Origin of the sequence: Mesorhizobium sp. RIZ17 (genome assembly GCF_051127865.1) — a bacterium.
GTDB lineage: Bacteria > Pseudomonadota > Alphaproteobacteria > Rhizobiales > Rhizobiaceae > Mesorhizobium > Mesorhizobium humile.
On record NZ_CP147861.1, the window covers coordinates 3,530,185 to 3,556,884 of the forward strand.

22 protein-coding genes and 1 tRNA gene are annotated in these 26,700 nt (G+C 63.5%); 19 read left to right on the forward strand and 4 right to left on the reverse strand.

What is annotated here, in order from left to right; genetic code table 11:
- The first annotated feature begins 171 nt into the window (after positions 1-171).
- A complete protein-coding gene (locus WDX12_RS16860; RefSeq protein ID WP_434721275.1) occupies positions 172-2,130 on the forward strand; it encodes an acetoacetate--CoA ligase in 1,959 nt (652 codons plus the stop codon).
- A 494-nt stretch (positions 2,131-2,624) separates the two neighbouring features.
- Here the strand turns inward: WDX12_RS16860 and WDX12_RS16865 are convergent, their stop codons facing one another.
- Entirely contained in the window at positions 2,625-6,578 is a 3,954-nt protein-coding gene (locus WDX12_RS16865) for a PAS domain S-box protein (protein ID WP_434721276.1), read from the reverse strand.
- 276 nt (positions 6,579-6,854) lie between these two features.
- Here WDX12_RS16865 and WDX12_RS16870 point away from each other — a divergent pair, with 276 nt between their 5' ends.
- The 3 genes from WDX12_RS16870 to WDX12_RS16880 all read left to right on the forward strand — a co-directional run bounded on the left by WDX12_RS16870 (position 6,855) and on the right by WDX12_RS16880 (position 9,223).
- Positions 6,855-7,319 (forward strand): phasin, encoded by a 465-nt coding sequence (locus tag WDX12_RS16870; RefSeq protein WP_320298484.1) that lies wholly within the window; start codon positions 6,855-6,857, stop codon positions 7,317-7,319.
- A gap of 336 nt (positions 7,320-7,655) precedes the next feature.
- Positions 7,656-7,732 (forward strand) — tRNA-His (locus tag WDX12_RS16875).
- Positions 7,733-7,861: 129 nt separating this feature from the next.
- Positions 7,862-9,223 carry a DUF6538 domain-containing protein gene (locus WDX12_RS16880; RefSeq protein ID WP_434721277.1) on the forward strand — a complete coding sequence of 454 codons (1,362 nt, stop codon included), beginning with the start codon at positions 7,862-7,864 and terminating at the stop codon, positions 9,221-9,223.
- Positions 9,224-9,631: 408 nt separating this feature from the next.
- Here WDX12_RS16880 and WDX12_RS16885 read toward each other — a convergent pair whose 3' ends face one another.
- The gene (locus tag WDX12_RS16885; protein ID WP_434721278.1) at positions 9,632-9,865 is read right to left on the reverse strand and encodes a hypothetical protein; all 234 of its coding nucleotides are present in this window, start codon (positions 9,863-9,865) and stop codon (positions 9,632-9,634) included.
- A gap of 421 nt (positions 9,866-10,286) precedes the next feature.
- Here WDX12_RS16885 and WDX12_RS16890 point away from each other — a divergent pair, with 421 nt between their 5' ends.
- From WDX12_RS16890 to WDX12_RS16920, 7 genes are all read left to right on the forward strand, one after another.
- On the forward strand, positions 10,287-11,249 hold the full coding sequence (locus tag WDX12_RS16890; RefSeq protein WP_434721279.1) for an ArdC family protein: 963 nt from the start codon (positions 10,287-10,289) through the stop codon (positions 11,247-11,249).
- Positions 11,246-11,656 (forward strand): DUF2958 domain-containing protein, encoded by a 411-nt coding sequence (locus WDX12_RS16895; protein ID WP_434721280.1) that lies wholly within the window; start codon positions 11,246-11,248, stop codon positions 11,654-11,656. Before WDX12_RS16890 ends, WDX12_RS16895 begins: the two co-directional genes overlap by 4 nt.
- A gap of 66 nt (positions 11,657-11,722) precedes the next feature.
- Entirely contained in the window at positions 11,723-13,843 is a 2,121-nt protein-coding gene (locus WDX12_RS16900) for a ParB/RepB/Spo0J family partition protein (protein ID WP_434721281.1), read from the forward strand.
- A gap of 162 nt (positions 13,844-14,005) precedes the next feature.
- On the forward strand, positions 14,006-18,313 hold the full coding sequence (locus WDX12_RS16905) for a strawberry notch-like NTP hydrolase domain-containing protein (RefSeq protein WP_434721282.1): 4,308 nt from the start codon (positions 14,006-14,008) through the stop codon (positions 18,311-18,313).
- A complete protein-coding gene (locus WDX12_RS16910; protein WP_434721283.1) occupies positions 18,313-19,374 on the forward strand; it encodes a DUF7146 domain-containing protein in 1,062 nt (353 codons plus the stop codon). Before WDX12_RS16905 ends, WDX12_RS16910 begins: the two co-directional genes overlap by 1 nt.
- Positions 19,375-19,729: 355 nt before the next feature.
- A complete protein-coding gene (locus WDX12_RS16915; RefSeq protein ID WP_434721284.1) occupies positions 19,730-20,659 on the forward strand; it encodes a DUF2493 domain-containing protein in 930 nt (309 codons plus the stop codon).
- A 350-nt stretch (positions 20,660-21,009) separates the two neighbouring features.
- Positions 21,010-21,177: a hypothetical protein gene (locus tag WDX12_RS16920; protein WP_434721285.1), complete on the forward strand. Its 168-nt coding sequence runs from the start codon at positions 21,010-21,012 to the stop codon at positions 21,175-21,177.
- Here the strand turns inward: WDX12_RS16920 and WDX12_RS16925 are convergent.
- Entirely contained in the window at positions 21,165-22,307 is a 1,143-nt protein-coding gene (locus WDX12_RS16925; protein WP_434721286.1) for a Fic family protein, read from the reverse strand. The genes WDX12_RS16920 and WDX12_RS16925 overlap by 13 nt on opposite strands.
- Positions 22,308-22,927: 620 nt before the next feature.
- The gene (locus WDX12_RS16930) at positions 22,928-23,065 is read right to left on the reverse strand and encodes a hypothetical protein (protein WP_434721287.1); all 138 of its coding nucleotides are present in this window, start codon (positions 23,063-23,065) and stop codon (positions 22,928-22,930) included.
- 11 nt (positions 23,066-23,076) lie between these two features.
- Between WDX12_RS16930 and WDX12_RS16935 the strand changes: the two genes are divergently transcribed.
- From WDX12_RS16935 to WDX12_RS16970, 8 genes are all read left to right on the forward strand, one after another.
- On the forward strand, positions 23,077-23,403 hold the full coding sequence (locus WDX12_RS16935; RefSeq protein WP_434721288.1) for a DUF736 domain-containing protein: 327 nt from the start codon (positions 23,077-23,079) through the stop codon (positions 23,401-23,403).
- Between the two features lie 183 nt (positions 23,404-23,586).
- Positions 23,587-23,847, forward strand: a complete 261-nt coding sequence (locus WDX12_RS16940) for a DNA -binding domain-containing protein (RefSeq protein WP_434721289.1) — start codon at positions 23,587-23,589, stop codon at positions 23,845-23,847.
- Positions 23,848-23,970: 123 nt separating this feature from the next.
- The gene (locus WDX12_RS16945; RefSeq protein WP_434721290.1) at positions 23,971-24,273 is read left to right on the forward strand and encodes a transcriptional regulator domain-containing protein; all 303 of its coding nucleotides are present in this window, start codon (positions 23,971-23,973) and stop codon (positions 24,271-24,273) included.
- The gene (locus WDX12_RS16950) at positions 24,182-24,736 is read left to right on the forward strand and encodes a DUF2285 domain-containing protein (protein WP_434721291.1); all 555 of its coding nucleotides are present in this window, start codon (positions 24,182-24,184) and stop codon (positions 24,734-24,736) included. Before WDX12_RS16945 ends, WDX12_RS16950 begins: the two co-directional genes overlap by 92 nt.
- A gap of 127 nt (positions 24,737-24,863) precedes the next feature.
- On the forward strand, positions 24,864-25,145 hold the full coding sequence (locus WDX12_RS16955) for a helix-turn-helix transcriptional regulator (protein ID WP_434721292.1): 282 nt from the start codon (positions 24,864-24,866) through the stop codon (positions 25,143-25,145).
- Positions 25,146-25,232: 87 nt separating this feature from the next.
- The gene (locus WDX12_RS16960) at positions 25,233-25,751 is read left to right on the forward strand and encodes a DUF2840 domain-containing protein (protein WP_434721293.1); all 519 of its coding nucleotides are present in this window, start codon (positions 25,233-25,235) and stop codon (positions 25,749-25,751) included.
- Positions 25,748-26,293 carry a S26 family signal peptidase gene (locus tag WDX12_RS16965; protein WP_434721294.1) on the forward strand — a complete coding sequence of 182 codons (546 nt, stop codon included), beginning with the start codon at positions 25,748-25,750 and terminating at the stop codon, positions 26,291-26,293. Before WDX12_RS16960 ends, WDX12_RS16965 begins: the two co-directional genes overlap by 4 nt.
- A gap of 69 nt (positions 26,294-26,362) precedes the next feature.
- A complete protein-coding gene (locus tag WDX12_RS16970; protein ID WP_434721295.1) occupies positions 26,363-26,698 on the forward strand; it encodes a DUF736 domain-containing protein in 336 nt (111 codons plus the stop codon).
- The last annotated feature ends 2 nt before the right edge of the window (positions 26,699-26,700 follow it).

Sequence of the window (26,700 nt, forward strand, 5' to 3'; positions counted from 1 at the left end):
GCGCAGCGGCGGCCATGGGTCGCCCGAACAAAATCTTGCTCTGCTGCGCTGCAATATGCATAAGCGGTCTGCACGATCCCGATCCGCAATCGCGCGCCGTTTCTGGGACGATGGCATGGGCGACGTTGAGCTTAACTGGCTCGAACGCGACGCGCTTTGGGAGGAGCGATCATGGCCGCCGACACACCTTTGTGGACTCCGACGCAGGATCGGATCGATGCAGCGCCCCTAACCGCGTTCATGAAGGCGGCTGAAGCAAAGGCCACGCTTTCTTTCTCCGGCTACGGGGACCTTCATCGCTGGTCGATCGACGACCGCGAAGCCTTCTGGAGCCTGGTCTGGGATTTCTGCGGGCTTGTCGGCGACAAGGGCGAGCGGCACCTCGTCGACGGCGAGAAGATGCCCGGCGCCAGCTTCTTTCCCGACGCCAGGCTCAATTTCGCCGAGAACCTTTTGCACAAGACCGGGGCCGGCGGGGCCATCATCTTCCGCGGCGAGGACAAGGTCGAGCGGCGGCTCTCCTGGAACGAGCTCCATGCGCTGACGTCGCGGCTGCAGCAGCTCTTCCTGTCGCTCGGCGTCAAGGCCGGCGACCGCATCGCCGCGATGATGCCGAATATGCCCGAGACGATCGCGGCGATGCTGGCGGCAAGCTCGATCGGCGCCGTCTGGTCGTCATGCTCTCCCGATTTCGGCGAGCAGGGCGTGCTCGACCGCTTCGGCCAGATCGAGCCGGTCGTCTTCATCGCGCCGGACGGCTATTGGTACAACGGCAAGGCGATCGAGGTGGCCGACAAGGTGCGCGCCGTGGCCGAGAAGCTCGCGAGCGTGCGCAAGGTGCTCATCGTCGACTATCTTGGCACCTCGGGCGATGTCGCCGCCACCATCGACAAGGCGGCCGCGCTCGAAGAGGCGCTCTCGCCCTTTGCCGCGAGGACTGTCAGCTTCGAGCGGCTGCCCTTCGCCCATCCGCTCTACATCCTGTTCTCCTCGGGCACGACCGGCATCCCGAAATGCATCGTGCATTCGGCCGGCGGCACGCTGATCCAGCACGTCAAGGAGCACCGGCTGCATGCCGGCCTGCTCGACGGCGATCGGCTGTTTTATTTCACCACCTGCGGCTGGATGATGTGGAACTGGCTGGTCTCGGGCCTCGCCTCCGGCGCGACGCTTCTGCTCTATGACGGCTCGCCATTCTACCCCGACGGCAATGTCCTGTTCGATTTCGCCGATGCCGAGAAGATGACCTATTTCGGCACCTCGGCCAAGTTCATCGATTCGGTTCGCAAGGCCGGCCTGAAGCCGATCGCGAGCCACGATCTGTCGAGCGTGCGCACCATCTCCTCCACCGGCTCGCCGCTTTCGCCGAAGGATTTCCGCTTCGTCTATGACGGCATCAAGAAGGACGTGCATCTGGCCTCGATCTCGGGCGGCACCGACATCGTCTCCTGCTTCGTGCTCGGCGTGCCGACCGAGCCGGTCTGGACCGGCGAGATCCAGGGCGCCGGCCTTGGCCTGGCGGTCGACGTCTGGGACGACGACGGCAAGCCCGTCCGGCAGGAGAAGGGCGAGCTCGTCTGCACCAAAGCCTTCCCGTCGATGCCGATCGGCTTCTGGAACGATCCTGAAGGCAAGAAGTATCACGCGGCCTATTTCGAGCGTTTCGACAATGTCTGGTGCCATGGCGACTTCGCCGAGTGGACGGCCCATGGCGGCATGATCATCCATGGCCGCTCAGACGCCACGCTCAATCCGGGCGGCGTAAGGATCGGCACCGCCGAGATCTACAACCAGGTCGAGCAGATGCCGGAAATCCTCGAGGCGCTCTGCATCGGCCAGGATTTCGACAATGACGTCCGTGTCGTGCTGTTCGTGCGGCTGGCCGCCGGCGTGAGGCTGGACGAGGATCTGGAAAAGCGCATCCGCGCCAGGATCCGCACCGGCGCCAGCCCGCGTCATGTGCCGGCCAGGATCGTCGCCGTCACCGATATCCCGCGCACCAAGTCCGGCAAGATTACCGAGCTCGCGGTACGCGACGTGGTCCACGGCCGCGCCGTGAAGAACAAGGAAGCGCTCGCGAACCCGGAAGCGCTAGAGCTGTTTCGCGACCTGCCGCAACTGGCCAGCTAGCCGTTCGAGATTGACCGAGGCGTTGCAACGTCGTCATCCCTGGGCGGAGCAGGAGCGAAGCTCCGTTGCGGAGACCCTGGGATCCATGCCGTTACCTTGATCGAGGGGCGCAGCGGAGCAGAATTCTGCACCGTTGCAACTACGCCGCGTCGCTTCGCTCCTTGCTTCGCCCGTGGATGACGACGGGAGGTATGTTTCGTCCAACTTTGAATCCCTTCGCCGCCGTCAATGCCCAAATGGAACCCCGACATGGTTAACGAAATCTGTCCGACGAATTTACCTAGATTTCACGGGTGGTACACATTCGTAAATTTTTTGGCGACCCGGTAAGGACTTGTTAAGGGACGACCCCGATAGTCGCGTGTAACTTGAGGGAGAAATCCCGTTCCTCGTCCCCTGAGGTTCAGCTCAAGCCCCCGTTGTGACAGCATCCCATTTCTCAAGGCGTCCTCTTGGACGCCTTTTTCTTTGGCCGCGCCTTGTCCCTGCGATGTTTATTCGGCAAGCACGCGCGTCGAAGGGAAGGCGACCTCGACCAGGGTTCCTTCGCCTGGCGTCGAGGTGATGGCGAAACGCGCGCGGTTCGCTTCCACCATGGCCTTGGTCAGCGGCAGGCCGAGGCCGGTGCCGTCGCCGCGTCCGCGCTTCAACGCATTGATCTGCTTGAACGGCTTTAGCGCCTGCTCGATCTCGGCCGGGGTCATGCCGATGCCGGTGTCACGCACGCGCATGACGACATCGCCCGAAGCTTCGTAAGCGGTCGAGACGATCACCTGGCCGCCGGCCTGGGTGTAGCGGATGGCGTTGGACAGGATGTTGAGGGCGATCTGGCGCACGCTTCTCAGATCTGCCACCACTTCCGGCAACCGCGAGGCGAAGCTGGAGCGGATGATGACGCGCTCGCGATTGGCCTGCGGCTGCATCATTGCCACCGTCTCGGCCAGCGTGTCGTTGAGCGACACCGCCTCGTAGTCCATCTCCTGCTGGCCGGCCTCGATCTTCGAGATGTCGAGCAGGTCGTTGACGAGGTCGAGCACATGGTTGCCCGACCGGTTGATGTCGCGCAGGTAATCGCGATAGCGGTCGTTGGTGATCGGGCCGAATTTCTCGTCCACCATCAGCTCGGAAAAGCCGATGATGGCATTGAGCGGCGTGCGGATCTCGTGGCTGATGCGGGCCAGGAAATCCGTCTTCTGCGAGGAGGCGCGCTCGGCCACCGCGCGCGCCTGCGTCAGGTCTTCCTCGGCCCGTTTCCATTGCGTGATGTCGCGCACCACGGCGCAGAAGCCGCTGTCGTTGGGCAGCCGGCCGATGGTCATGAACAGCGGGATGAAACGTCCCTGCGCCTCGCGGCCGATGACCTCGCGGCCGTCATTCAAGACGCTCGCGACGCCCGGCTCCGAAAGGCCGGCGAGATAGTCGCGCGCCGCGCGCTGGCTTTCTATGGCGAACAGCGAGGCAAAGGGCTTGCCGGCGACCTCGTCGCTGTCGAAACCGAACAGTGCTTCCGCCGGCCGGCTGATCGAGCGGATGTTGCCGTCGCGGCCGATCAGCACGACGCCGTCGGTGGCGGTGTCGATGATGGTGCGCATCTCCGCGATGCGCGACTTCAGTTCCGGCACGTCCGGCTGCAGCGCCGGTTCGTCGTTGGCGGCGGTGAAATGCGCCCCGTCGTCCTCGCCGGAACGCCGCACCACCAGCATCAGCGCCTTGCCGCCGAGCCACGGCACGGAGCGCAGCAGCGCGTCGATCGGGAATTCCTGGCCGTTGCGGGTCTTGAGCTTCAGCGAGTGGTCGCTTTCGTCCGTCGCGGTGTCCTCGGCATATGGGTCGGCGAAGAGCGCGCCCAGGCCCCCGGCATCCGCGAGGTCGTCCACCGCATCGTAGCCGGTGAGTTCGAGGAAGGCTTCGTTGGCATAATGCAGCACGTCGCCCGAATGGATGAGCAGCGGCACCGGCAGCCTGGCGAGGATGGACGTATCGGGCGCCTTGGCTTCCTCTCCGGTCGAAAGAGCGGACGGCACGAAAGCCGAGAGTTTGAGCGGCGGCACGTCGAGGCGTGGCCGCGCCGGCGCTTCTTCCGGCTGTTCTTCCGCGGCCGCGGCGGCATCCGCGTCGGAGCCTGCCCAATCCTCATTGTCTTGCGCGTCGCGGAAATCGTCCGCCGTCATGTCGTCGTCGTCGGCCGTCCCGCCAGGGGCGGACTGCGTGGCCGCTACCGGCCCCGCCGCAGGCTGTTCGACCGGCTGCTGCGGTTCCGTGGCGACAGGTTCGGCGGCCTGCCGGGCGCCCTCCGCTTGCTCGCTCTCGGAAACGGCCGCGATGCCGGCTTCTTCCGTGGGTTCTTCGCCGTCGGCATAGCTGAGCAGCGAGCCGGAAACGGCCGAGGTCTCGGCCTGGCCGGTGTCGGCCGTCTCGGGGGCATCGTCGATGCCGTCGAGTCGCGCCAGATCTTCCTGGCCTTCCGCCTCGGTCTCCGCTTCCACGGCCTCCGCATCGGCCTTTGCGTCATCGGCTTCCGGGGCTTGCGCTGCGGATGCCGGGCTCGCTTCCCTCACCGAACCGTCGTGCTCCGCCGCGTCGGGCTGCTTGTCGGCTTCGGCGGCGCGTTCCTCGGCAGGCGTGGCGCTGTCCTTGCGCAGCCGCTCGCCGATCTCGCGGAACGCGCTGCGCTCGAGGATCGACAGGCTCCTTTGATTTGCCGGCGTGTCGCTTCCCGGCTGCTTGTCGTTGGCCGGCTGGCGATGCTCGGCCAGCCTTATCACCTTGTCGGCGAAGCGCCGCTCCGGCTTCGGCACGATGGTCAATGCCGGCACTTCGCCCTGAAAGGGGTCTTCAGATGTTGGCTGTTCCGGCGCCGTCTGCTCGGAGCGTGGCTGTTCGGCTGGCGGCTCGGCCCCGGCAGGCGCCGCATTCGGCACCAGGGCCATGCCAAGCGCCTCCGGATCGACCACGGCGTCGGCGCTGCGCGCGACGCCGAAGCCGCGAAAACCCTCGAAGGCGCGGCTGCGGCCGTAGACGGGCAGCGCCGCCAGATCGACCGGGATCTTCAGTCTGGTTCCGGCCACCGGCCACAGCACCGAGCGGCCCGACCAGGTATCGCGTCGGTCGAGCAGGCCGGCGATCTCGCCCGAGGCGTCGAGGCCGAACGTGGCTGCGACGTCCCTGAAGCGGCGGCCGATCACATCGGCGGCAGGCTGGCCGACGATGTCGGCGAATTCGGGCGACAGCGCGCTGAACCGGCCTTCGGCGTCGGTGCGCCAGACGAAGCGCAGCGGCGGCGCGGAGCGGTCGATGTCGCGGGGCGGGGCCGGCTGGGCCGATGTGGTGGTTTCGCGTGCGGCCACTTCGCGGCCATCCTGGCCTTCAGCCGTGGCTTCCCCCTCCGGCACGCCCTTCGCCGGCGCTGCCGGTTGAGCATGCGCGGCATCTTCGTTGCCGGCATTGAAGTACCAATGGTCGTGCTGGCCGGCGCCGGCATCGGCGGCCTGCCTGCTGGAGTCGGCGGCGTTGGCCTGATGCTCGGTCCGGGTGGGCTGCTGGTCGGCCAAGGTCTCCGCGTCAGGCGGTGCATCGCCGTCGGGAGCCTCCTGGACTGGCTCGGCCTCTTCGCCAGCCGCCACGACCGGCACCGGGTTGTCCGGCGCGGACTGGGGTGCGGGCGCGACCGGGCTTTCACCCGACGGCGTAGCGACAACGGCCTCTGGCGCTGCACCCTGTTGGTCGCCGCCCTGATCGTCCAGCTCGGCGGCCGGCCGATCGTCTTGCCCGCCATCCGAGTCGTCGAGTTGGTTTTCGTCGATCACCACCAGCAGATGGCGCGTGTCGGTGAGCCGCGCAAAACCGGCCGGGTAGGAGGTATTGGTGCCCGGCACCAGGCGCTTGACGACGCGGTCGCCGCTGCTTGCCACATCCGCGACCAGGGCGGCCAGCGTCCGCGGCTCGATACCGAGTGCCGCAAAGCCGTCCGAGGCTGCCTCGACATCGCCTTGCGCGTCGACGAAGGCGATGAAATGCCCCGTCTCGGTAAAGCCGCCGATGGCGCGGCTGGCGATTTCGCCGGCGCTGCGCGAACTGGTCTGCGCCGCCGGTAACGCGAGCAGAATTGCCTTCTCGCCATCCGGCATCGTCACGGCGCTGGCCAGGAAGCCGACGGCGCGGCTCACCATGCCGGTGGCCAGCCTCACCGTGATGGCGCGGTCGCTGCCGATGTCCGGAAACCCGCTGGTCGCCATGATCTGCCGCCGGGCGATCAGCGGCAGCCGCGCCGAGGCGCCGATGATGGCCTCGATATCCGGATAGCCGAACGCCGACGCCCCCGGGCCGTTCGCCCAGATCACCTGTTCGAGGTCGACCGACAGGATGGCCAAGGCATCGCCCGCGGCAAAGCGCTGGCGCACCGCGTCGAGCACGGCGACGTCGAGGAAGGAGTAGTTTTCAGGCGGCATGCGCTGGCCAACCCTCCGGAGCGGGCATTTTTCAGTTAACGCTTTGTTAATAAAAGCCTGTGGCCCCAAGGTCCACAAGCCTGGGCTTGCATCGGTCGAAATCTCTGGGCTCTTGGTTAACGGCCCTGTGGCTAACGCCTTGGTACCTAACGTATGGGAAGATTTTTATGGTGCAGTGCAACAAAGATATTGCAATGCACAAAAAATCCTTTATATTGCCATCATACATGAACGAGACGGCTTTCTGTCAAAGCCGCTGCCCCGAAAGGTTGGAAAATGTCCAAGACCACCACCAAGACCGCAGAGACCATCGAAAACGTTGAATTCCCGAGCTTCGACGCTTCCAAGGCCACCGACCAGATCCGCGCCTTCGCCGAGAAGGGCGTCGAGCAGTCGAAGGAAGCCTATGCCAAGCTGAAGACCGGCGCCGAGGAGACCCAGAAGGTTCTGGAGTCGACCTACGAGACCGCCAAGACCGTTTCCAGCGACGTTTCGCTGAAGGCCATCGCCGCGCTGCGCGCCAATGCCGAGGCCGGCTTCTCGCACCTCGAAGCCTTGGTCGGCGCCAAGACCCTTTCGGAAGTCGTCGAGCTGCAGACCTCGTTCCTGCGCAAGCGCGTTGAAATGGCCGTCGAGCAGGCCAAGGAGTTCCAGACCGTTGCCACCAAGGCGGTCGAGGACGTCTCCAAGCCGGTCAAGAGCGCCTTCGAGAAGGCGATGAAGGACGTCAAGGCTGCCTAATTTCAGCGCTCAATTTTGCGCTGCATCAAAACGCCGCATTTCATCAGACAAATAGAGATGCGATTGTTTGGACAACCAGATACCCGGAAATGGAACCTCCTCCCTCCGTTTCCGGGGTGACCAGCCAGCACCTCCTCCCGCTGGCTCGTAACAGGAAAAGGCCGGCACCTCCTCCCGCCGGCCTTTTCTTTTGCCTTGACGCAGGCGGATGAGGAAACCGTCCTTTCCCTTATCAAAGCCCTTGAATTAGAATCCGATAGCCCGTATTTGACGCATCGCCGAACGACAGAGCGGATCACGGAGGAAGAAACTCCTCGATCAAGCTCAGGCAAGCGTGCCGTTGTAGCTCAGCTGGTTAGAGCGCCGGATTGTGGATCCGGAGGTCGCTGGTTCGATCCCAGCCAACGGTACCAACGGCTTCTCCCATAAGCTATTGAATTTGCTGAATAATTTGCCACTTCAGGCGATCCGTGTTGCCGCTATTCACAGTTTTGTGCTACATATTGTGCTACATATTGTGACACAAATCATGCAGTGAGCAGATGGGAAGACGACGCGAAGAGCACGATCCAGACCGGTTCCTCTATCTGCGAGGTGGTCGTTTCCACTACCGCCGCCGAATACCGAATGAGGTCATGGGGCTTGATGATCGGGGCGAATCCGTGCGCAAGGCGCTCGACACGACGGACAGGGCGAAGGCCAGGACTATCCGTGACATGTTTGAGGCCGCCGACAACGCGCTTTGGGCGTCGCTGATGATCGGCGATAGTCCTCAGGCCGCCAGAACGCGATACAAACTGGCCATCAAGCGCGCGGAGTCTCTCGGGTTCGTCTACCGACCACTCGCCGAAATTCTCACGGCCGAACCGCTGGAAACCATCTTGCAGCGCGTCGAGAGCTCGATTGGGGAACCGTTGAAGGCGCCTGCGGCTGATGCGGTCGCCGGCACGCTAGAGCGACCTGACGACAAGATATCAGACGCCCTGAAGCTCTATTTCTCCGACATCGTCCGCGATGAGCTACGCACCAAGAGTCCCGACCAACGCAAGCGCTGGAAAGCCAAAAGGCAGATGAGCGTGGACGTGTTCATTGAACTGGTCGAAGACAGGCCTATGAGCAAAATCACGCGTGATGATGCTCTGAAGGTCCACAAATACTGGCTCGACCGAATCGCGCCGGAAGAGGGGCCGGGCGATCGCTCCGCGTCGACCGGAAATCGCAACATAGGCAACCTTCGCACGCTCTATGGCGACTATTTTCGACACCTTGGCTTTCCCGAACAGAAGAACCCGTTCGCCGATCTTTCCTTCAGGGACAAGTCGAAGCGGAGCCGGCCGCCGTTCCCAACCGACTGGATCAAGGACAAGATCCTCGCGCCTGGCGCCTTGGCAACGCTGAATGCCGAGGCGAGAGGGATCGTGCTAGCCTTCGTCGAGACCGGTTGTCGCCCGAGCGAGCTTGCGAACCTCCATGAGGGGGTTATCCATCTTGATCACGATGTCCCCCACATTTCGGTCGAGCCGCGCGAGGATCCAGAGGACCCTCGCGAGATCAAGACCGCATCGTCGGTCCGCAAAGTACCGCTGGTTGGCGTCGCATTAGAGGTGTTCAGGAAGCATCCGAAGGGGTTTCCGTCCTACAAGGATCGGGAGGCACAACTGTCAGCTGCCGCCAACAAGCACTTCAAGAAACACGGGCTTTTTCCGAGCGACAAACACACGGTCTATTCGCTCCGCCACTCGTTCGAAGACCGGATGAAGAACGCACGGCTCGACGAGGAATTGAGGCGGATGTTGATGGGCCATTCAATCGACCGGCCGAAATATGGCGAGGGTGGCGAAATGAAAATGTGGCAGGAGGAGCTCGAGAAGATAGCACTGCCGTTCGACCCCTCGATCGTATGAGTTGGTCCGGACTGCATTTCCGGAATCTCGATGAGAGGTCGGACGGACAGCAAATCTTCGCTTAGAAGAGGTACGGCGCCCTTCGCCGGGGGCTGTCGGTCCCGCATCCCGCCTGGTGGCGGCGCTATGCTGATGCTCCTACGGCCGGCCTGTTGAACTGGTCTCAGGGCCACGAACTTTCTCCAGCACCGAACTGGCTTAGTCCCACGGACGGACATTTCGGTGCTTCCGCTTTGTACGCCCTTGTTCCTTGGGGAGAGACAGGCGGTCCCTGCGGGTCGCCAGCAGCGTGATCCCATCCTCCCACGCTTCGCTCCGTGCCGGCCGGGATACTTCACCAGCGTCGTCTCTCACGACCCGCGGCCAGAACCTGCCAACTGCCTTGGCGAGGGCGGCCAATACAACGACCTAAGAAGATCGCTTGGCAGTTCGACCTTGCGATCGAGTCACGCGTTGTCGCACCTCGGCGAGGCGATTTTTCTTTGCTTGGTATTGCTCCAATGCGCGCTCCAAATAATCATAAAGCGGCAGCCACGCGTCGCCCCGATCACCGCGGGCGACAATGATCTTGGCAACGTGATCAAGGGCGCGCTCGATGCGCTCTGGTGTCACCGGCTGAGGTGTTGACGAGTAAGGCTTCACCGCACGAAAACCTATGAAACTTCAGCGTGAGCTTTTGCGGTAGCCTGTTTCCTGTTTGTTTTGGAAGGACTGCCCATGACGAGGGCAGCAGACGGCGGTCAGGGCGTGTAAATAGGTCAGTCGACGGTTCGCCGTCACAATTTGATCGCGGCATCGATTGCCGCTCCCGTCCAAAAAAGTGAACCGGTAGTCCAGGAAGGCCTATCCGGGGCTCTGACTTCGTTGAGGCGCAACTCGAAGCCAGAATGATCGACCGAGAACATGGCCACAACGACGTTAAATCATGATCGCCTCCCGCGCGATCTTCGTGGGGCCGCGACCGTCTCGTTCGCGCGTCGATAGAGCGAGAGTGCGGTCCGATTATCCGTGACGGGTTGAGAGCCGGAGGAGAGGCCTCCGGCGCCCGTCGCGGAGAACCGCGATGTCTTATCAACGCAACCGGGCCAACGCCGTTGCCGACCGGAGCAATCTCTATGACGACGTCACCAACAAGATCATCGCCGAACTGGAGGCGGGTCGTTTCCCCTGGGTCCAGCCATGGGGGACCGCCGTTGCGAAGGCGCCACTGTCCTTGCCGAGGAACGCCAGCACCAGCAGGGCCTACAGCGGGATCAACGTACTGATCCTCTGGGGCGCCGTGATCGAGCACGGCTTTCCAACCCAGGGCTGGCTAACCTATCGGCAGGCGCTTGCGCTTGGCGGCAATGTTCGCAAAGGCGAGCGTGGCACCACTGTCGTTTACGCCGATCGGTTCGTCCCGAACGATGAAAAAACGCGCGCTCGCGAAGCGGGCGAGGCGGCACAGGCGATCCCGTTCCTCAAACGCTTCACAGTGTTCAACATCGAGCAGTGCGAGGAACTGCCAGACGAGATCGCTGCTTTCGCTCCGCCGCCGGCCACCGGATTGATAGAGCCGGGTGTCGCGGCGCTGATCGAGGCAACCGGTATCGAGTTTCGTATCGGCGGGAACAGGGCCTACTATGCGCCGGCCCACGACTATGTGCAGGTGCCGCCACCCCAGGCCTACTTCGAGGCGATCAACTGGCATCGCACCGCCCTGCATGAGCTTGGGCACGCGTCCGGTCATAAATCGCGTCTCGACCGCGACCTTTCCGGCTCTTTCGGCTCTAGGAAATATGCGTTCGAGGAACTGGTGGCCGAGATTAGTGCCGCCTTCTCCTGCGCCGCGCTTGGCATCGTGCCCACGGTGCGGCATGCCGACTATATCGGCTCCTGGCTGGAGGTGTTGCGTCAGGACAATCGCGCCATCGTGCGCGCCGCCAGCCAGGCCAGCAAGGCAGCCGACTGGCTGCTTGGCCATCTACATGACGATGTCGCTGCGCAAGTGGAGATGGACGAGGCCAACGGCAGGAGGGCAGCATGATCCTCCTGACCCCAGAACTGCGCGAGCGCCTTCTTGCCAATGGACGCGATCGTGACGCCGATCATGTTCCGGTGATCCGCTTCTTCAATCCCGTTGGCGCCGGCACATGGCTCGTGACCGAACTCGACGAGGATGGCGATACCCTTTTTGGGCTGGCCGACCTCGGATTTGGCTGTCCCGAACTTGGCTCACTCAGTCGCTTCGAACTGCAGTCGATCCGCCTCGCATTCGGCCTGGGAATTGAGCGCGATCTCCTTTTCATCGGCCAATTTCCGCTCTCGACCTGTGCGGACGCTGCCCGTTTGGCCGGGAGCATCCCCGCGGGCGAACGCTCCTTGACCGACGCCCCTGGCGGCGGTCATCGGCGTGTCGGGTCCTGCCCGAGCGAAGGAGAGGAAGAGGGTTGAAGGTTTTTTCGCGACGGGTTCAGGTCCGAGAGAGAGGCTCCCGGCGCCCGTCGCGGAGAAAACCCGATGGCCACTGCGGTTCAGAAGATCACCTTGTCGCCCGCGCGCGACATTCCTTTTAACAAGTTGGTGCTTGCCCAAACCAACGTCAGGAGCATCAAGGCCGGCGTCTCGATCCAAGACCTTGCGGCCTCGATTGCCCGTCGCGGCCTTATCCAGAGCATCCATGTGCGTCCCGTGCTCGATGCCGATGGCCACGAGACCGGCATGTTCGAGGTGCCGGCTGGCGGTCGGCGCTATCGCGCGCTGGAAATGCTCGTGAAGCAGAAGCGCTTTGGTAAGGCTTCGCCCGTTCCCTGCGTTGTCGGCAATTCCTCCGGCGCGATTCTCGCCGAAGAGATCTCGCTTGCCGAGAACATTGAACACGCGCCCCTTCATCCACTCGACCAGTACCGAGCCTTCAAGGATCTGCGCGACAAGGGCATGTCGGAGGAGGAGATCGCGGCCGCCTTCTTCATCTCGGTCACCGTCGTCAAGCAACGCCTCAAGCTCACCACCGTGTCGCCGGCGCTCCTCGACATCTATGCCGAAGACGGCATGACGATCGCCCAACTCGAGGCCTTCTCTGTCAACAATGACCACGAACGGCAGGAGCAGGTGTGGGAGGCAATTAGGAACAGCTGGTCGAAAGAGCCTTACCAGATCCGGCGCATGCTGACCGAAAACACCGTGCGTGCGTCGGACAAGCGGGTCGTGTTCGTCGGTCTCGAATCCTACGAGTTGGCCGGTGGCTCCGTGCTGCGCGATCTCTTTCAGTCGGACGACGGCGGTTGGGTGCAGGACCCTGCTTTGCTCGACCGCCTTGTCACCGAGAAACTCCAGGTGATGGCCGACCAGATTGCCGACGAAGGCTGGAAGTGGATCGATGTGGCGTTGAGCTTCCCCTATGGCGCGGCGAACGGCTTGCGCGAGCTCGAAGGAACGCCGGTCGATCTCTCCGACGACGAGAAGGCAACGCTGGACGCTTTGCGTGGCGAGTTCGACAAGCTCCAGGCGGAATATGAGGAAGCCGACGAATTGCCGGATGAAGTCGACCAGCGGTTCGGTGAGATTGAAACCGCGATTAACGCGCTGACAGCGCGTCCGATGCGCTTCGATCCGGCTGACATCGCGCGCGCCGGCGTGTTTGTGAGCGTCGACGCGGACGGATCGCTTCTCGTCGAGCGCGGCTACGTGAAGCCGGAAGACGAAGCCCCCGCCGCGCCTGAAGCCGACAACGCCGCCAGCGTCGAGGGAGTTGACCCTTCGGCTGGTTCGGTCCAGCGAGCGGTGATCACCATCGGCGGTCAGTCGCCGGAACCGCAGGACGACGACGAGGATGGCATCAAGCCGTTGCCCGATCGCCTCATCATGGAGTTGACGGCGGAGCGGACGTTGGCACTGCGCGACAAGCTGGCCAACGATCCGGCCGTCGCTTTCCTTGCCGTGCTGCACAAGTTCGTCCGCGACGTTTTCCGCCGCTATAGTTCGCAGGGCGTGGCGATGGAGGTGTCGGTCCGCGGCACGGTCTTTTCAACGCAGTCCCCAGAGCTACGCGATACACCTTACGCACACGCCATCGAAGCCCGTCAGAAGGCCTGGGAAGAGCGCCTTCCGAGCGAATCCGCCGCCCTGTGGGATGCGCTCGCCGCGCTCAGCGGCGCCGACCGGGCCGAACTGTTCGCCCATTGCGCATCCTTCGGCGTGAATGCCCTCTATGAAAAGGCCGATCGTTACGGCAATGGCGCCATCTCCGCGCACGGCGTTCAGCAGCGTCTTGCCGAGGCCGATCATCTGGCCCGCGCTGTAGGGCTTGATATGGTAGGCGCCGGCTGGCGGCCGACGGTTGGGAACTATCTCGGTCGCGTCACCAAGGCGCGCATACTCGAGGCCGTCCGCGAAGGTGAGGGTGAGCGCGCCGCGCAACTGATCGATCATCTCAAGAAGGGTGACATGGCCAAGGAGGCGCAGCGGCTCCTCGCCGACAGTGGCTGGCTGCCCGAACCGCTGCGGGTTGCCGACCTCGATGCCGAGCCGGCCAGCTCCGGCCCGGACAACGAAGATCAAGCGCTACCCGAATTCCTCGCGAGCGACGGCGAGCACGGATCAGCCGACGAGAATGAGCAGCATCCCGTCGCCGGCGAATAGGATTGGCATCCCTCGTGATCCCACTGCCCGGCACTCGCAAGAGCGCCGGGCATTTTGGTTTGCGGTGGTCAGAGTGAAAGGCCGGCTGCGACGGGTTTGAGCCCGTCCGGTCAGAGAGAGCGCCAACGGGCTTTCCCTTTGTTGCTCTCCGAGGTTCTTCCCATGAACGTACTGCTTCCTGCCACCAAGCTAGTCGCATCTACCCCATTGCCTTCCGATACGGCCGCCGCCGTTTACGCGGCGGCCTTGCGTCTGCTTCCCCACCTCGAACGCGGTCAGTGCATCGACGCAGCCGTTTTGCGCGCTGCGATGGAGGCGGAGTTCGGCACATCCGACGCAAGCGGCGCCTGGGACTGGAAGACCGCCTATGATGCCTGCGAGGCGGCGACGGTTCTGTTTCTTCGCAAATTCGGAAAACAGCTTCTGCGCAAAGGCTGGCGATCGGCCTTGCCGCTTTTCAGCCGGATCGCCGACCTTCTGCCCACCCATACGCGCCGCTCCGAGGAGAGCCAGGCGTTCCAACAGTTCTCGACTCCGATCCCGCTGGGCCTCGCCGCCGTGACCGCGGCAGGTATCACGCCAGCCGATCGTGTGCTCGAGCCCTCCGCCGGCACCGGTCTGCTCGCCATCCTCGCCGAGATCGCCGGCGGTTCGCCCGTCCTCAACGAACTTGCCGAGCTTCGCGCTGGCGTCCTGTCGAAACTCTTTCCGGCCATCGCTGTTACTCGCTCCGACGCCGCCCAGATCGACGACCATCTCGATCCTGCGGTCACACCGACCGTGGTGCTGATGAACCCGCCATTCTCCGTGCTCGCCAATGTCGAGGGGCGCGTGGCCGACGCAGCCTTTCGCCACATCAGTTCCGCGCTTGCCCGGCTTGCTGATGGTGGGCGCCTGGTCACGATCACCGGTGCGAACTTTGGGCCCGAGGCGCCCGCTTGGCGTGACGCTTTCACCCAATTGCAGGAGCGCGGTCGCGTCGTCTTCACCGCTGCTATTGGCGGCACGGTATATGCCAAGCATGGCACCACGATCGAGACGCGCCTGACGGTCATCGACAAGCTGCCTGCTGGCGATCCTTCCCTCTTTCCGGCCTCGCCAGGTATTGCATCGGATGTCGCGACGCTGCTTGGCTGGGTTGAGGATCATCTGCCCCCACGGCTTCCTGTCTCAGACGCGGACAAGGCCTGTCCCGCCATTTCGGCGCCTCGCACGGTGCGTGGCTATCTCGCACGTTCGATAGCTAGTCCCGCTCGCCCAAGGCTGTCCGAACCGGCAGGTGTTGAGCTTGCTTACGAGACCCTCGACTGGACGCCAGACGAAGGAACCCGGCTGACCGATGCTATCTATGAGGAATACGGATTGCAGACGATCCGCATTCCTGGTTCCCAGGCACACCCGACAAAGCTGGTACAGTCCGCGGCAATGGCCTCGGTCGCGCCGCCCAAGCCCAGCTACCGACCGACGCTTCCCGGCGATATTCTGAAGTCGCTCTCCGATGCCCAGCTCGAAACCGTGATCCTGGCCGGCGAGGCACATGCGGACTTTCTTGCCGGCTCGTGGTCGGTCGACGAAACATTCGACATCGTCAAGGCCGCGCCAGAGGAGGCCGAAGCGGCTGTGCGCTTCCGCCGCGGCTTCTTCATCGGCGACGGCACCGGTGTCGGCAAGGGTCGGCAATCGGCGAGCATCGTTCTCGACAACTGGCTGCAGGGCCGACGCAAGGCGGTATGGATATCCAAGTCGGACAAGCTGCTCGAGGACGCTCAACGCGACTGGGCCGCGCTCGGCATGGAGCGTCTGCTCGTCACCCCTCTCTCGCGGTTTGGGCAAGGGCGCTCTGTCTCGCTGCATGAGGGCATCCTTTTTACAACCTATGCCACGCTGCGTTTCGACGATCGTGGAGAGAAGGTTTCGCGCGTCAAGCAGATCGTCGAATGGTTGGGCTCCGATTTCGATGGAGTGCTCATTTTCGACGAAGCGCATGCGATGCAGAATGCCGGAGGCGGCAAGAGCGAACGCGGCGATGTCGCGCCCTCGCAGCAGGGCCGCGCCGGCCTGCGTCTGCAGCACGCCCTGCCGAATGCTCGTGTCGTCTATGTCTCCGCCACGGGCGCCACCACAGTCGGCAATCTCGCCTATGCCCAGAGGCTTGGCCTTTGGGGTGGCGAGGACTTTCCGTTCTCGACCCGCGCGGAGTTTGTCGAGGCGATAGAGGCGGGCGGCGTCGCGGCGATGGAAGTGCTTGCGCGGGACCTCCGCGCCCTTGGTCTTTATACCGCGCGCTCGCTCTCGTTCGATGGCGTCGAATATGAGCTAATCGAGCACGAACTGACGACGGAGCAGCGGCGCATCTACGATGCCTATGCCGGCGCCTTTGCCGTCATTCACAACCATCTCGATGCCGCCATGCAGGCCGCCAACATCACCGGAGACAGCGGCACGCTGAACCGCCAGGCCAAGTCGGCCGCGCGTTCGGCTTTCGAAAGCGCCAAGCAGCGCTTCTTTGGCCATCTGCTGACATCGATGAAGACGCCGACACTGATCCGCGCGATCGATAAGGATCTCGAAGCCGGGCATTCGGTGGTCGTCCAGATCGTCTCGACCGGCGAGGCGCTGATGGAGCGCAGGCTGGCCGAGGTTCCAACGGACGAATGGAATGATGTGCGCGTCGACATCACGCCGCGCGAATATGTGCTCGATTATCTCGAGCATTCCTTTCCGGTTCAGCTCTACGAACCCTTTACCGATTCCGAGGGCAACCTATCGTCCAGGCCGGTCTTTCGCGATGGCCAGCCCGTCGAAAGCCGCGAGGCCGTCGTGCGCCGCACGGCACTGATCGAGAAGCTGGCAAGCCTTCCGCCGGTTCACGGCGCGCTTGACCAGGTCGTCCAGCGCCTCGGTACCCACGTCGTGGCCGAGGTGACGGGCCGCTCGCGCCGCATCATTCGCAAGGGTCAGCGGCTGATCGTCGAGAGCCGCGCGGGCTCGGCCAATCTCGCGGAGACGCAGGCTTTCATGGACGACGCCAAGCGAGTTCTTGTCTTCAGTGAAGCAGGCGGGACCGGACGTAGCTATCACGCCGAACTTTCGGCTCGAAACAGGAGGCTACGCGTCCACTACCTGTTGGAGCCCGGTTGGAAAGCCGACACAGCCATACAAGGGTTGGGCCGGACGCACCGCACCAATCAGGCGCAGCCGCCGCTTTTCCGTCCGATCGCGACCGATGTGAAGGCCGAGAAGCGATTCCTCTCCACCATAGCGCGCCGCCTCGACACGCTGGGCGCCATCACGCGCGGCCAGCGCCAGACCGGCGGACAGGGTCTGTTCCGGCCGGAGGACAATCTGGAATCGCACTATGCGCGTGACGCCCTGCGCCAGCTCTATCTGTTGATCGTTCGCGGCAAGGTCGACGGCTGTTCGCTGCAACGCTTTGAGGCGACGACCGGTCTGAAATTGATGGACGAGAGCGGTATCAAGGACGACCTGCCGCCGATCACCACCTTCCTCAATCGCCTGCTGGCGCTGACAATCGAGCTCCAGGACATTCTCTTCGCGGCCTTCGAGCAGTTGCTCGCCGCCAAGGTGGAAGGTGCGATCGCCGCCGGCATCTATGACGTTGGGCTGGAGACACTGCAGGCAGAGAGTTTCGTCGTCACCGATAGGCGCACGATCTACACCCATCCTGGAACCGGCGCTGAAACACAGCTCCTCACCATCACCCAGCGCCAGCGCAATCGGCCCGTGCCGATGGAGCAAGCTCTTGCCCATCTCGATGATCCGCGTGCCGCGCTGCTCGTCAACGAACGGTCAAGGCGCGCCGCCGTGCAGATCCCGGCGCCATCGATCATGCTCGACGATGGCGAGATCGAACGGCGGGTTCGCCTGATCCGTCCGATGGACGAGCACAATGCCTCCATTCGTGCGATTGCGGAGAGCCACTGGCATCGCGCCGATGGCGACACCTTTGCGGCAGCCTGGAACGCCGAGGCCGCCGACGTTCCGGCGTTCTCCGATTCCACCATCCACGTCGTCGCTGGTCTGCTGTTGCCGATCTGGAAACGGCTCCCCAACGAGTCGAGCCGCGTCTATCGGCTTCAGGCGGATGACGGCGAGCGCATTATCGGACGCAAGGTGTCGGTGGCTTGGGCCGCCGGCGCTATCGCAACGGGCGTGACTGCTCTCACCTCCGATGATGCCTTCGACGCGCTGATGGACGGTCGTACCATGCTCGACCTTGCCGAAGGACTTCATCTGCGGCGCGTCCGCGTCATGGGCGCCAATCGCATCGAGCTTTCAGGCTTCACCGACACCATGCGCGAGCGGCTCTCGGCCTACGGGCTTTTCCACGAGATCATATCCTGGAAGCTGCGCATGTTCGTTCCCATCGACGTGAACGGTCGTCTGGTTCTTGCCAAGGTGCTCGAGCGCTACCCGGTGCAGCGCATCAATGAGAAGGAGGCTGCCTGATGCCTCCTCGCGATGCTTCCGAACTGGCACGCCGTCTTGGCCGACAAGCCGAGGCGATATGCAGCCGCTACCTTTCCAACGGTCATCGCGAGGGTCGTTACTGGCTGGTTGGCGATGCCCGCAATACGCCAGGGCGCTCCATGTTTGTCCGCCTGGTAGGCCCGGAATCGGGCAAGGGCGCTGCCGGCAAATGGACCGATGCTGCCACCGGCGAGCATGGCGATCTGCTCGACGTCATCCGAGCGTCCCTGGGCCTGGCGAATTTCAAGGACGTTGTCGACGAGGCGCGTTGCTTTCTGTCGATGCCCCGGCCGCCGCCCGATCCGCTCGAAACCGCGATGAATGGCGGATCCGCCCCTGCGGGTTCTGTCGAGGCGGCGAAGCGACTGGTTTCGATGTCGCGGCCGATCGCCCGGACGCTCGTGGAAACGTATTTGCACGGGCGTGGCGTAACGGTCTTGCACGAAACGGCAAGTCTTCGCTTTCATCCGCGCTGCTACTATCGTCCCAACAAGCACGCCCAGACCGAAACCTGGCCGGCAATGATCGCGGCCGTCACCGACCTCGCTGGCAGGGTCACCGGCGCACACCGCACCTGGCTTGATCCGGCCGGTTTCAGCGAGGCCAATCTCGGCCGCGCTCCGATCGAGACACCCAGGCGGGCCATGGGCGAACTGCTTGGGCATGCAGTCCGCTTCGGAGCCGCAAGCGACGTCATGGCGGCCGGCGAAGGCATCGAGACCATGCTGTCGCAGCGTTCGGCACTGCCTGACCTGCCTGCGGTAGCAGCCCTGTCCGCGGCGCATCTGGCAGCCATCCTCTTTCCCGGCACGCTGAGGCGCCTCTACATCGCCCGCGACAAGGATCCAGCCGGCGATGGGGCGGTGGCCACGCTGATCCAGCGCGCCAGCTCGGCGGGGATCGAGGCGATCGTGCTGACGCCACAACTCGGCGACTTCAACGAGGATCTGCGTCTGCTTGGCCTCCGAGCCGTCAGGGCGATCCTGCGCGACCAAATCGCGCCGCAAGACATCACCCGCTTCATGGCATGGGCGGCCTGACCGGGAGGAAAGCGAGGGCGGATGCATCGCTTCGATGGTGGCCGCTGTGTCGACTTCCTTTCCGGAAAGAGGATCGCGCCACGGCCTTCCAGAGGGCGATCGGCGCGCCGGCCGGCCCGAATCGGCAACGGCTGCGCCCGGCTATTTTCCGCGGCCCACTCCACCCCGCACGGCCAGCCGTGCGGGGACCCCGTCCGCGGGCCTTTCCATCGCGAAACAAAATAGCCGGGCTTTGCCATCCTCCACTGCCGTTCCGGCCCTCCGCTGGCGCTGCGGGTGCGGATCCGGGCCGGCCGGCGCTGTCATCGCCATGAAGGCCGCGATGGACGCGACCGATCCTGGAAAGGAACACGATATGGACGACCATCACGACAGCGACTTCGAACCACCGCATGCCTCGTCCCCGACCAATCATGTCCTCCAGGAACTCCAGCTTTTCGGCTACCGTCCCTTTGAAGACGAACCTGATCCGCGCCCGCTCCCCGAGGGCAATGTGATCGCCGCCAGCATCGCCGACATCTTCGATGCCTTCGTCGTGGCGATGGCCAACACGCGTCTCGAACCGGATCTCGAGGAACTGCTCTGGGGCACGGTCAATCTCTTCCATCGCGCAATCGCCAGGATCGAGCGCGAGCTCGACGACAACGAAGTTGCCCAAAAGTGTCTGCAGGGCGACCAGGACGGCTCCGAGGTCAAATCCGTCGAACTGGAGTGCCGCATCGCGCAAGGTCAGACGCTGCTCGAACGCCGCGACGCATTCGAACTCATGCGCGATCAGGCCGCCGAGCACTTCGAGCGCCACACCGCCTCGAGCTGGCGGCCGCGCTCAGGCTCCGCGGTCAGTCATCGCAATCTCACCGCGGCCATGATCGACAGTCGCGATTTCCTTGCCGCAAAGAAGGCCGCCGACAGCCGCGCGCTTTTGCCTCCGGGGCCAAAGGTCGCCTTCACGGGCGGGCTCGATTTCAACGACCATCGCCTGATCTGGGCCAAGCTCGACCAGATACGAGCCAAGCATCCGGACATGATCCTGCTCCATGGCGGATCGCCCAGGGGCGCCGAGCTGATCGCCGCCAAATGGGCTCACGATCGCAAGGTGCCCCAGATCGCCTTCAAGCCCGACTGGACCAGACACGCCAAGGCCGCTCCCTTCAAGCGCAATGACGCCATGCTCGACGTGCTGCCGATCGGCGTGGTTCACTTCCCAGGCACAGGCATCCAGGACAACCTCGCTGACAAGGCCCGCAGGCTTGGCATCCCGGTCATGCGGTTCGGTGCGGCATGACGGATCGTCCAAGCCGTAACGATGCGCCATCCAATGCAGCCAGCGGCTGTTCCTGGCCCTGGTCTGGCGATGGCCGTGCCCGGCATGGCTGGGATGCGGTCAAGGCGATGGGCGTCAAGCATTGCGGCTCGCCTGCTCCCGAAATGGAAGCGGGGATCCATCCCCGCGTTCACAGCGCAATTCCTTAGTCCGGTCCGAGTGCCTGATGCCATCAACCCGTAAAGGGTCGGACTACGCGAAGCGTGCCGCCGTTTCGGCTTTGCCTTCACGGTGATCGCGGCCCTTGGCCGGACACTTCGGGCGCCTGTCACGCGGGGATGGATCCCCGCTTCCAAACAGGAGCCGGAAAGATGTCCCTCGCAGAAGCAAACGCCTTCGCCTTCAGCCTCGCCACCAGCCTGATGGTCAGCATCGTCATCTTCCGCGCCGGCGACGGCACTTTGGCCGTTATCCCCTCGGACGAGTATGACGGAGATGCCTCTGAGATCGTCGGTGAAATCGACCCTCATGCGCGATAGGCATGCAGCTTGACTGCAAGGCGCAGGCCCGGCACGTGCAGTGCATAGCGCGTATGCCTGCGCTCGCCGGTTTTTGTTAGTGCACCCTTGGCAACGAGGTCCTGCAAATCTCTGGTCGCCGTCGCGCGAGAAGTCTGCGTGATGGCGATGTAATTCTCTGCGCTGAGGCCGCCCTTGAAGCCGTCGATACCTTCGCGGAACATCCGGGCGATGACCTTTTCCTGCCGCTCGTTGAACTGGTCCCGATAGCGTTCGTAAAACTTGGCTTTGGCGACAGAGAATTCGACACGAGCGAGCGTTACGCTCTGGGCTTCAAGGATCGTGCTGGCGAAGTAGAGCAGCCAATCGGTAACCGCGTTGCTCTTATTGCTGGCCTCCAGGTTGTCGTAGTAGGCCTTGCGGTGGCGTTCAATCGTGTACGCCAAAGCGATGAGACTTGGCTCACCCAGGTTTTGCGCCAACGCCTTTTCGCAAAGGGCACGCCCTATGCAGCCGTTGCCATCCTCGAATGGATGAATGCTCTCGAAATAGAGGTGCGCGATCCCGGCGCGCGTCAAAGCTGGGAGCGGTGTCTTGCCTTTGGGGGCGGTATCGTTGAACCAAGCCGCGAAGGCGTCCATTTCGGTCTTGACGCGCGCCGAGGGCGGGGCTTCGAAATGCACTTTGGGCTTATCCAGCCGATTGGAAACGATCTGCATGGCATCGGCATGTCGGCGGTAGTTGCCGATGGTATCGATACGCCGCTCACCCGACATCACCATCTTGTGCCAGGCGTGGAGGGTGCGATGCGAGAGCGGATCGGTAAAATGCAGGTACACGTCGGCCATCATTTCCGCGATGCCGCGCTCGGCAGGCGGAATGCGCCTCGACTTGCCGCCTAGTCCAAGTTGCTGGCGCAGGAACGATTGCAGGCTCTCGCGATTGAGGTATTCCCCCTCGATCGCGGACGTTTTCAATGCTTCTTCGCTGATAAGGTCGATGCGGATCTGGTCTTGATCGTCGGAACTGACATGACGGAAGACGCCCAGGACCTCGCCTGATCGCAGCAGGAACTCGCTTTCCAGCGGTTCCAATACGCTCTTGTCGTAGGTAAAATGCGGCCAGTCAGCCTGCTCCCAATTCCATGCCATGAGTTATAGACACCGTTCCTATAACTCATCTTGCCACAGATAATGAGCTATAGCAATCTTCTCTATGCCTCAGAATTAGAGGCTTCGCCCGGCGCGATCCAACGACGGTCCGCACAAAGCGCATGCTGATTATCGTCAATGTCGATGTCACTGCGCACCCTAGGCTTCGTCGGCGCCATGTGCATCCGATCGCAGCGGCGAAGTATCGCCAGACATGACAGGACAACCAACACGTCCATCATCGCCAAGGGCGGCAAAGAGCGGTAGGTGGCGCGCGATGAGCGGGCCACAACAGCTGCAACCGCTGAAACCTATCGCCGCCCGGTGCAATCTTCAGCAAAGCCGGCCGAAGGCAGTCGCATACAGGCGTTACCATACTGCCCGCGTTCGGAGATGCGAATGCGCGAGCCCAAGGCTAGACGGGGCATCGTTCGACTATGAAGCGTTGCCGGAGGCGAGGTTGGTGCAGGCCGCCTAAATCTCCTTGCTGGGGTCCTGTCGCGAACGAGCACACCGAAGCGGTCTCATCGATTGGTGTTTCTAGGCCGAAGAACGGCTTCGCCTCGATCACCCTTGACGCAACGGCGCGTCACGACTTTCTTCCCCTGACGGCTGCGCCGTCATTCCTCGCGAAACAACAAAGTCTCTCCCACGCCGTCCTCCGCTTCGCTGCGGCCCATGGGTGCGCCGGAGATCGCCTCCGGCCCTTTGACCACCGTCGAGACCGCAATGGTGCGGGCTCGAACAAACAGGATCAAGGAGAACTATCATGGCTACCATCGGCACCTTCAAGAAGTCCGGCACCAATGAGTTCACTGGCGAGATCGTTACCCTCAGCGTCCAGGCCCGCGGCGTCCGCATCGTCCCCGAAACCCGCGCCAACGGCGAAAACGCCCCAAGCCACCGTGTCTTCGTCGGCCGCGCCGAGATTGGCGCCGCCTGGGCCAAAAAGTCCAACGAGGGCCGCGACTATCTGGGTCTCAAGCTCGACGATCCGAGCTTCACCGCCCCGATCTTCGCCAACCTCTTCGATGACGAGGACGGCGAGAGCTACAGCCTGATCTGGTCTCGCCCGAGCCGCCGCAACGCAGACTAAGGAGGCGCCCACAAGTCCCGCCCGGTCCTCCGGGCGGGACTTAGCGTCTGAAACAGCGCCGCATCGCGGCACTGCGGGCGATGCCGGGACAGCATCGTGTGATGCCGGCCGGACCTCCACCATCAAGGGGGTTGCCCCTGTAGGATTTGTGCTTGACCTTTTGCTGCTGGCGGGAAGGGAACCATGATTGAGCCGTTTGACGAGGCTGCGCCCGATGGGGACGACCTCACTGAGTATGACCGCACACACGTCAAGCTCTACATGCGGCTGTTCGACGCCGACGCTGACGGCGCCGATTGGCGCGAGGTCGTGAAGGTCCTTTTTGGGATCGATCCAACACTGGAGCCGCAACGCGCCCGGCGCGTCTACGACAGCCATCTGGCGCGAGCCCGGTGGATGACGCGCAGCGGCTACCGCCAGCTTCTGCGCCAGTCTAACACCTAGCGAGCACCGCGCCGCCGGTGATGCCAAAAACGCATCACGCGATGCCAGCTCAGGAACTATCGCTGATCGCCACAGCCCGGAATCGATGCAGGCAGACTTGCAATGTTCGCGAGGAGCCGACCGATGAAGCCGAACACGTCGCGCTGGCGGGACAACGACAGTTACGATTTCTTCGACGACTTGCCAATCGAAGGTCTCGCCTGGGAATGTCTGCGCCGCTCGGATACCTATCAGCAGCATTATCTGGCGCTCGTTCGTGCGGGTTGCGAGAGGGATCCCTTCCCGACGGGAGCACAAAGTCAGTGGGGGTTGCGATTTCGCGGCCCGACCCGATTTGTCCGCCCTGGCACAAGACGTCCTCTGGTCGCCTCTCGCCGATCCTGCGGTGCTTGCGCTTGCACCGTCGCCGGATTTCCTCTCCTTTGAGCCCTCTACAGCGCTAGCCGCGCCTGCGGTGTATCGCGACAGTCCGCAGGGGTCCCATGCCGTCCATGACAGCGGCATCGCCACGCAGATTCTTCTTCTTCCCGGCGGCAAGGCCAGCCGCCCGCTCGCTGCCTTGATCCCGCTCGATTCCCAAACGCTCGGGCGTGTCGAGGCTCTCGTCCGTTTCTGGCGCGCCTATCACAAGCGGCCTGTACCGCCAGATACTCGAATGACGACGCAACAGCGCCGCCGCCTGCGCCTGATGATTCGGACCGCCGACGGCCGCGCGAACGGCGCCAGCTATCGCGACATCGCCACGGCCTTTTATGGGACAGAGCGCATCACTTCCAATCCCTGGAAAACCTCGGCACTGCGCGACACGGTGATTAGCCTTGTCAAAGGCGGCGCGGCGATGATCGGTGGCGGCTATCTGCAACTGCTGCGCCACCGCCGCAGATCCTGACGCCGTGGGTGGGGAATATCCGGCCCCCAATCTTCCCCATCCCCCGCGAAGCCGGCTTTCCGCCACCGTGATCTTCGTCCGCCGCTGAGCGCCAGCGGCCCGCTGCAGCCCCACGGAGGCCCGATTTATGCGACCTGATCTAGCCGCTTTGCCGCCGCGCTTTCTTCGCACCAAGGAAGCCGCCGATTTCCTCAGCCTGTCATCGCGAACGCTCGAGAAGCATCGCACCTACGGAACCGGTCCCGCCTATCGCAAGCTGGGCGGTCGCGTCGTCTATGCTGTTGACGATCTGCAGGCCTGGGCCGAGCGAGGCGCGGTGACGTCGACTTCGGATCCGCGCGGCTCCGTGCTTCCCGCCAAACGCCATTCATCCATGCCGCCAGTCCAGACCAACAGGCATGGCCGCTGAGCTGCGGACGATCGTCGCGTAGGCGACACGCTCCGTCACAGCTCTTGCCCCAACCGGCTTGGCGCCCGTGCGATCAGGAGACAGATGATGACGCAAGTCGTGGACTTTCATTCAGGTGGCTCGCCGCACGGTGCGTTGCCGAGCGATGGCCTCACCCATGTCGAGCTGACATGGGTAGCGAAGAAGATCGAGTTCTGGATTCGCTTCGGTTCAGCGGATCGGGAAGAGGTTCTTGACCGGCGCCGGCGCATCGTTTCGTTCCGCCCGGGTGCGGCCTTTGCCTTCGTGCGCTGGGCCGCGAACGATTTCGGCACGATCATCTCGCGCCTGGATATCGTGCGCGCTGTCGGCTCGGGCGAGGTCTGTCAGACACTGCCATTCGTGCGTCCCGGCGGCGATATCCTGCTCAAGGTTGAAGGATGGCCGAACGTCGAGCGCGTGCTGCAGACGATCGATGCCATAGAGCGGCTCGGCATCGATCCGCAAGCTGTCTCGCACGATCACTGGCGGCACGTCCACAACCGGACGGCGGCAGGACAGGAGCCTCGTGGCTATACGCTTGATCTGCATCGCGCCTACCTGCTGCGCCGGCGGGTCCAGCCATGAAGCGCTGCGGGATCCTCCTTGCGACGGCGCTGGCGAGCGCGGGTGTGCTCTGCCCGGCTCTCGCGGCCGCGCCGGCGAAGTTCATCTGGAACGCTTCAGCCAGCGTCCCCATCGGACTCTACCTGATCGACGGCGGCGAACCATTTCTGGCGGACGATCTCGTCGCCGTCGACCCGCCGGAACCGCTGGCAATGTTCCTTGCCGAGCGGGGTTATCTGCCGAACGGCCTGCCGCTGCTCAAGCGTATCCTCGCGGTCGCCGGTCAAACCGTGTGTCGCGACAGGTTCACGATTTCGGTCGATGGCCGCGAAGTCGGATTTGCATTCGAGCGCGATCGAGCCGGCCGTGATCTGCCGGTCTGGCAGGGCTGTCGACGCATCCCAGTCGGCGCCGTTTTTCTCATGAACCGACATGTCCTGGACAGCCTCGACGGTCGCTATTTCGGCCTCGTTTTGACCGACCGCATCATCGGCCGCGCCGTCCCGCTGTGGACCGACGAGCAAGGCGGCGGTCAATTTCAATGGCGTGCGCGAACGCGGTGAGCGCGCCAGCGGCGATGTCCTCCGCGCCGTCCCTCTATCACCGCAGATCATCAGCAACAGGATAAGGACATGCCACAGATCGGAGAATTAATCCGCAATCAGAACGGCTATTGCGGGCGCGTCCAGACGCTCAGCCTCAACCTCGATGTCACGATCGTGGAGGCACAGCCGAGCGATACGGAAAACTCGCCCGACTACCGCGTGCACGCAGGCGGCGAAGACGGCCCCGAGATTGGCGCCGGTTGGAAACACTCCAGCGAAAAGGCCGGCGAGTTCGTCTCGCTGCAGTTGGACGACCCGACCTTCGCGCAGCCGATCCGTGCCTATCTGTTCCAGAACGGCGACGACAAGAAGTCCTGGTCTCTGCAATGGTCACGCCCGCGCGACCGTGCCGAAAAGGATTAGGC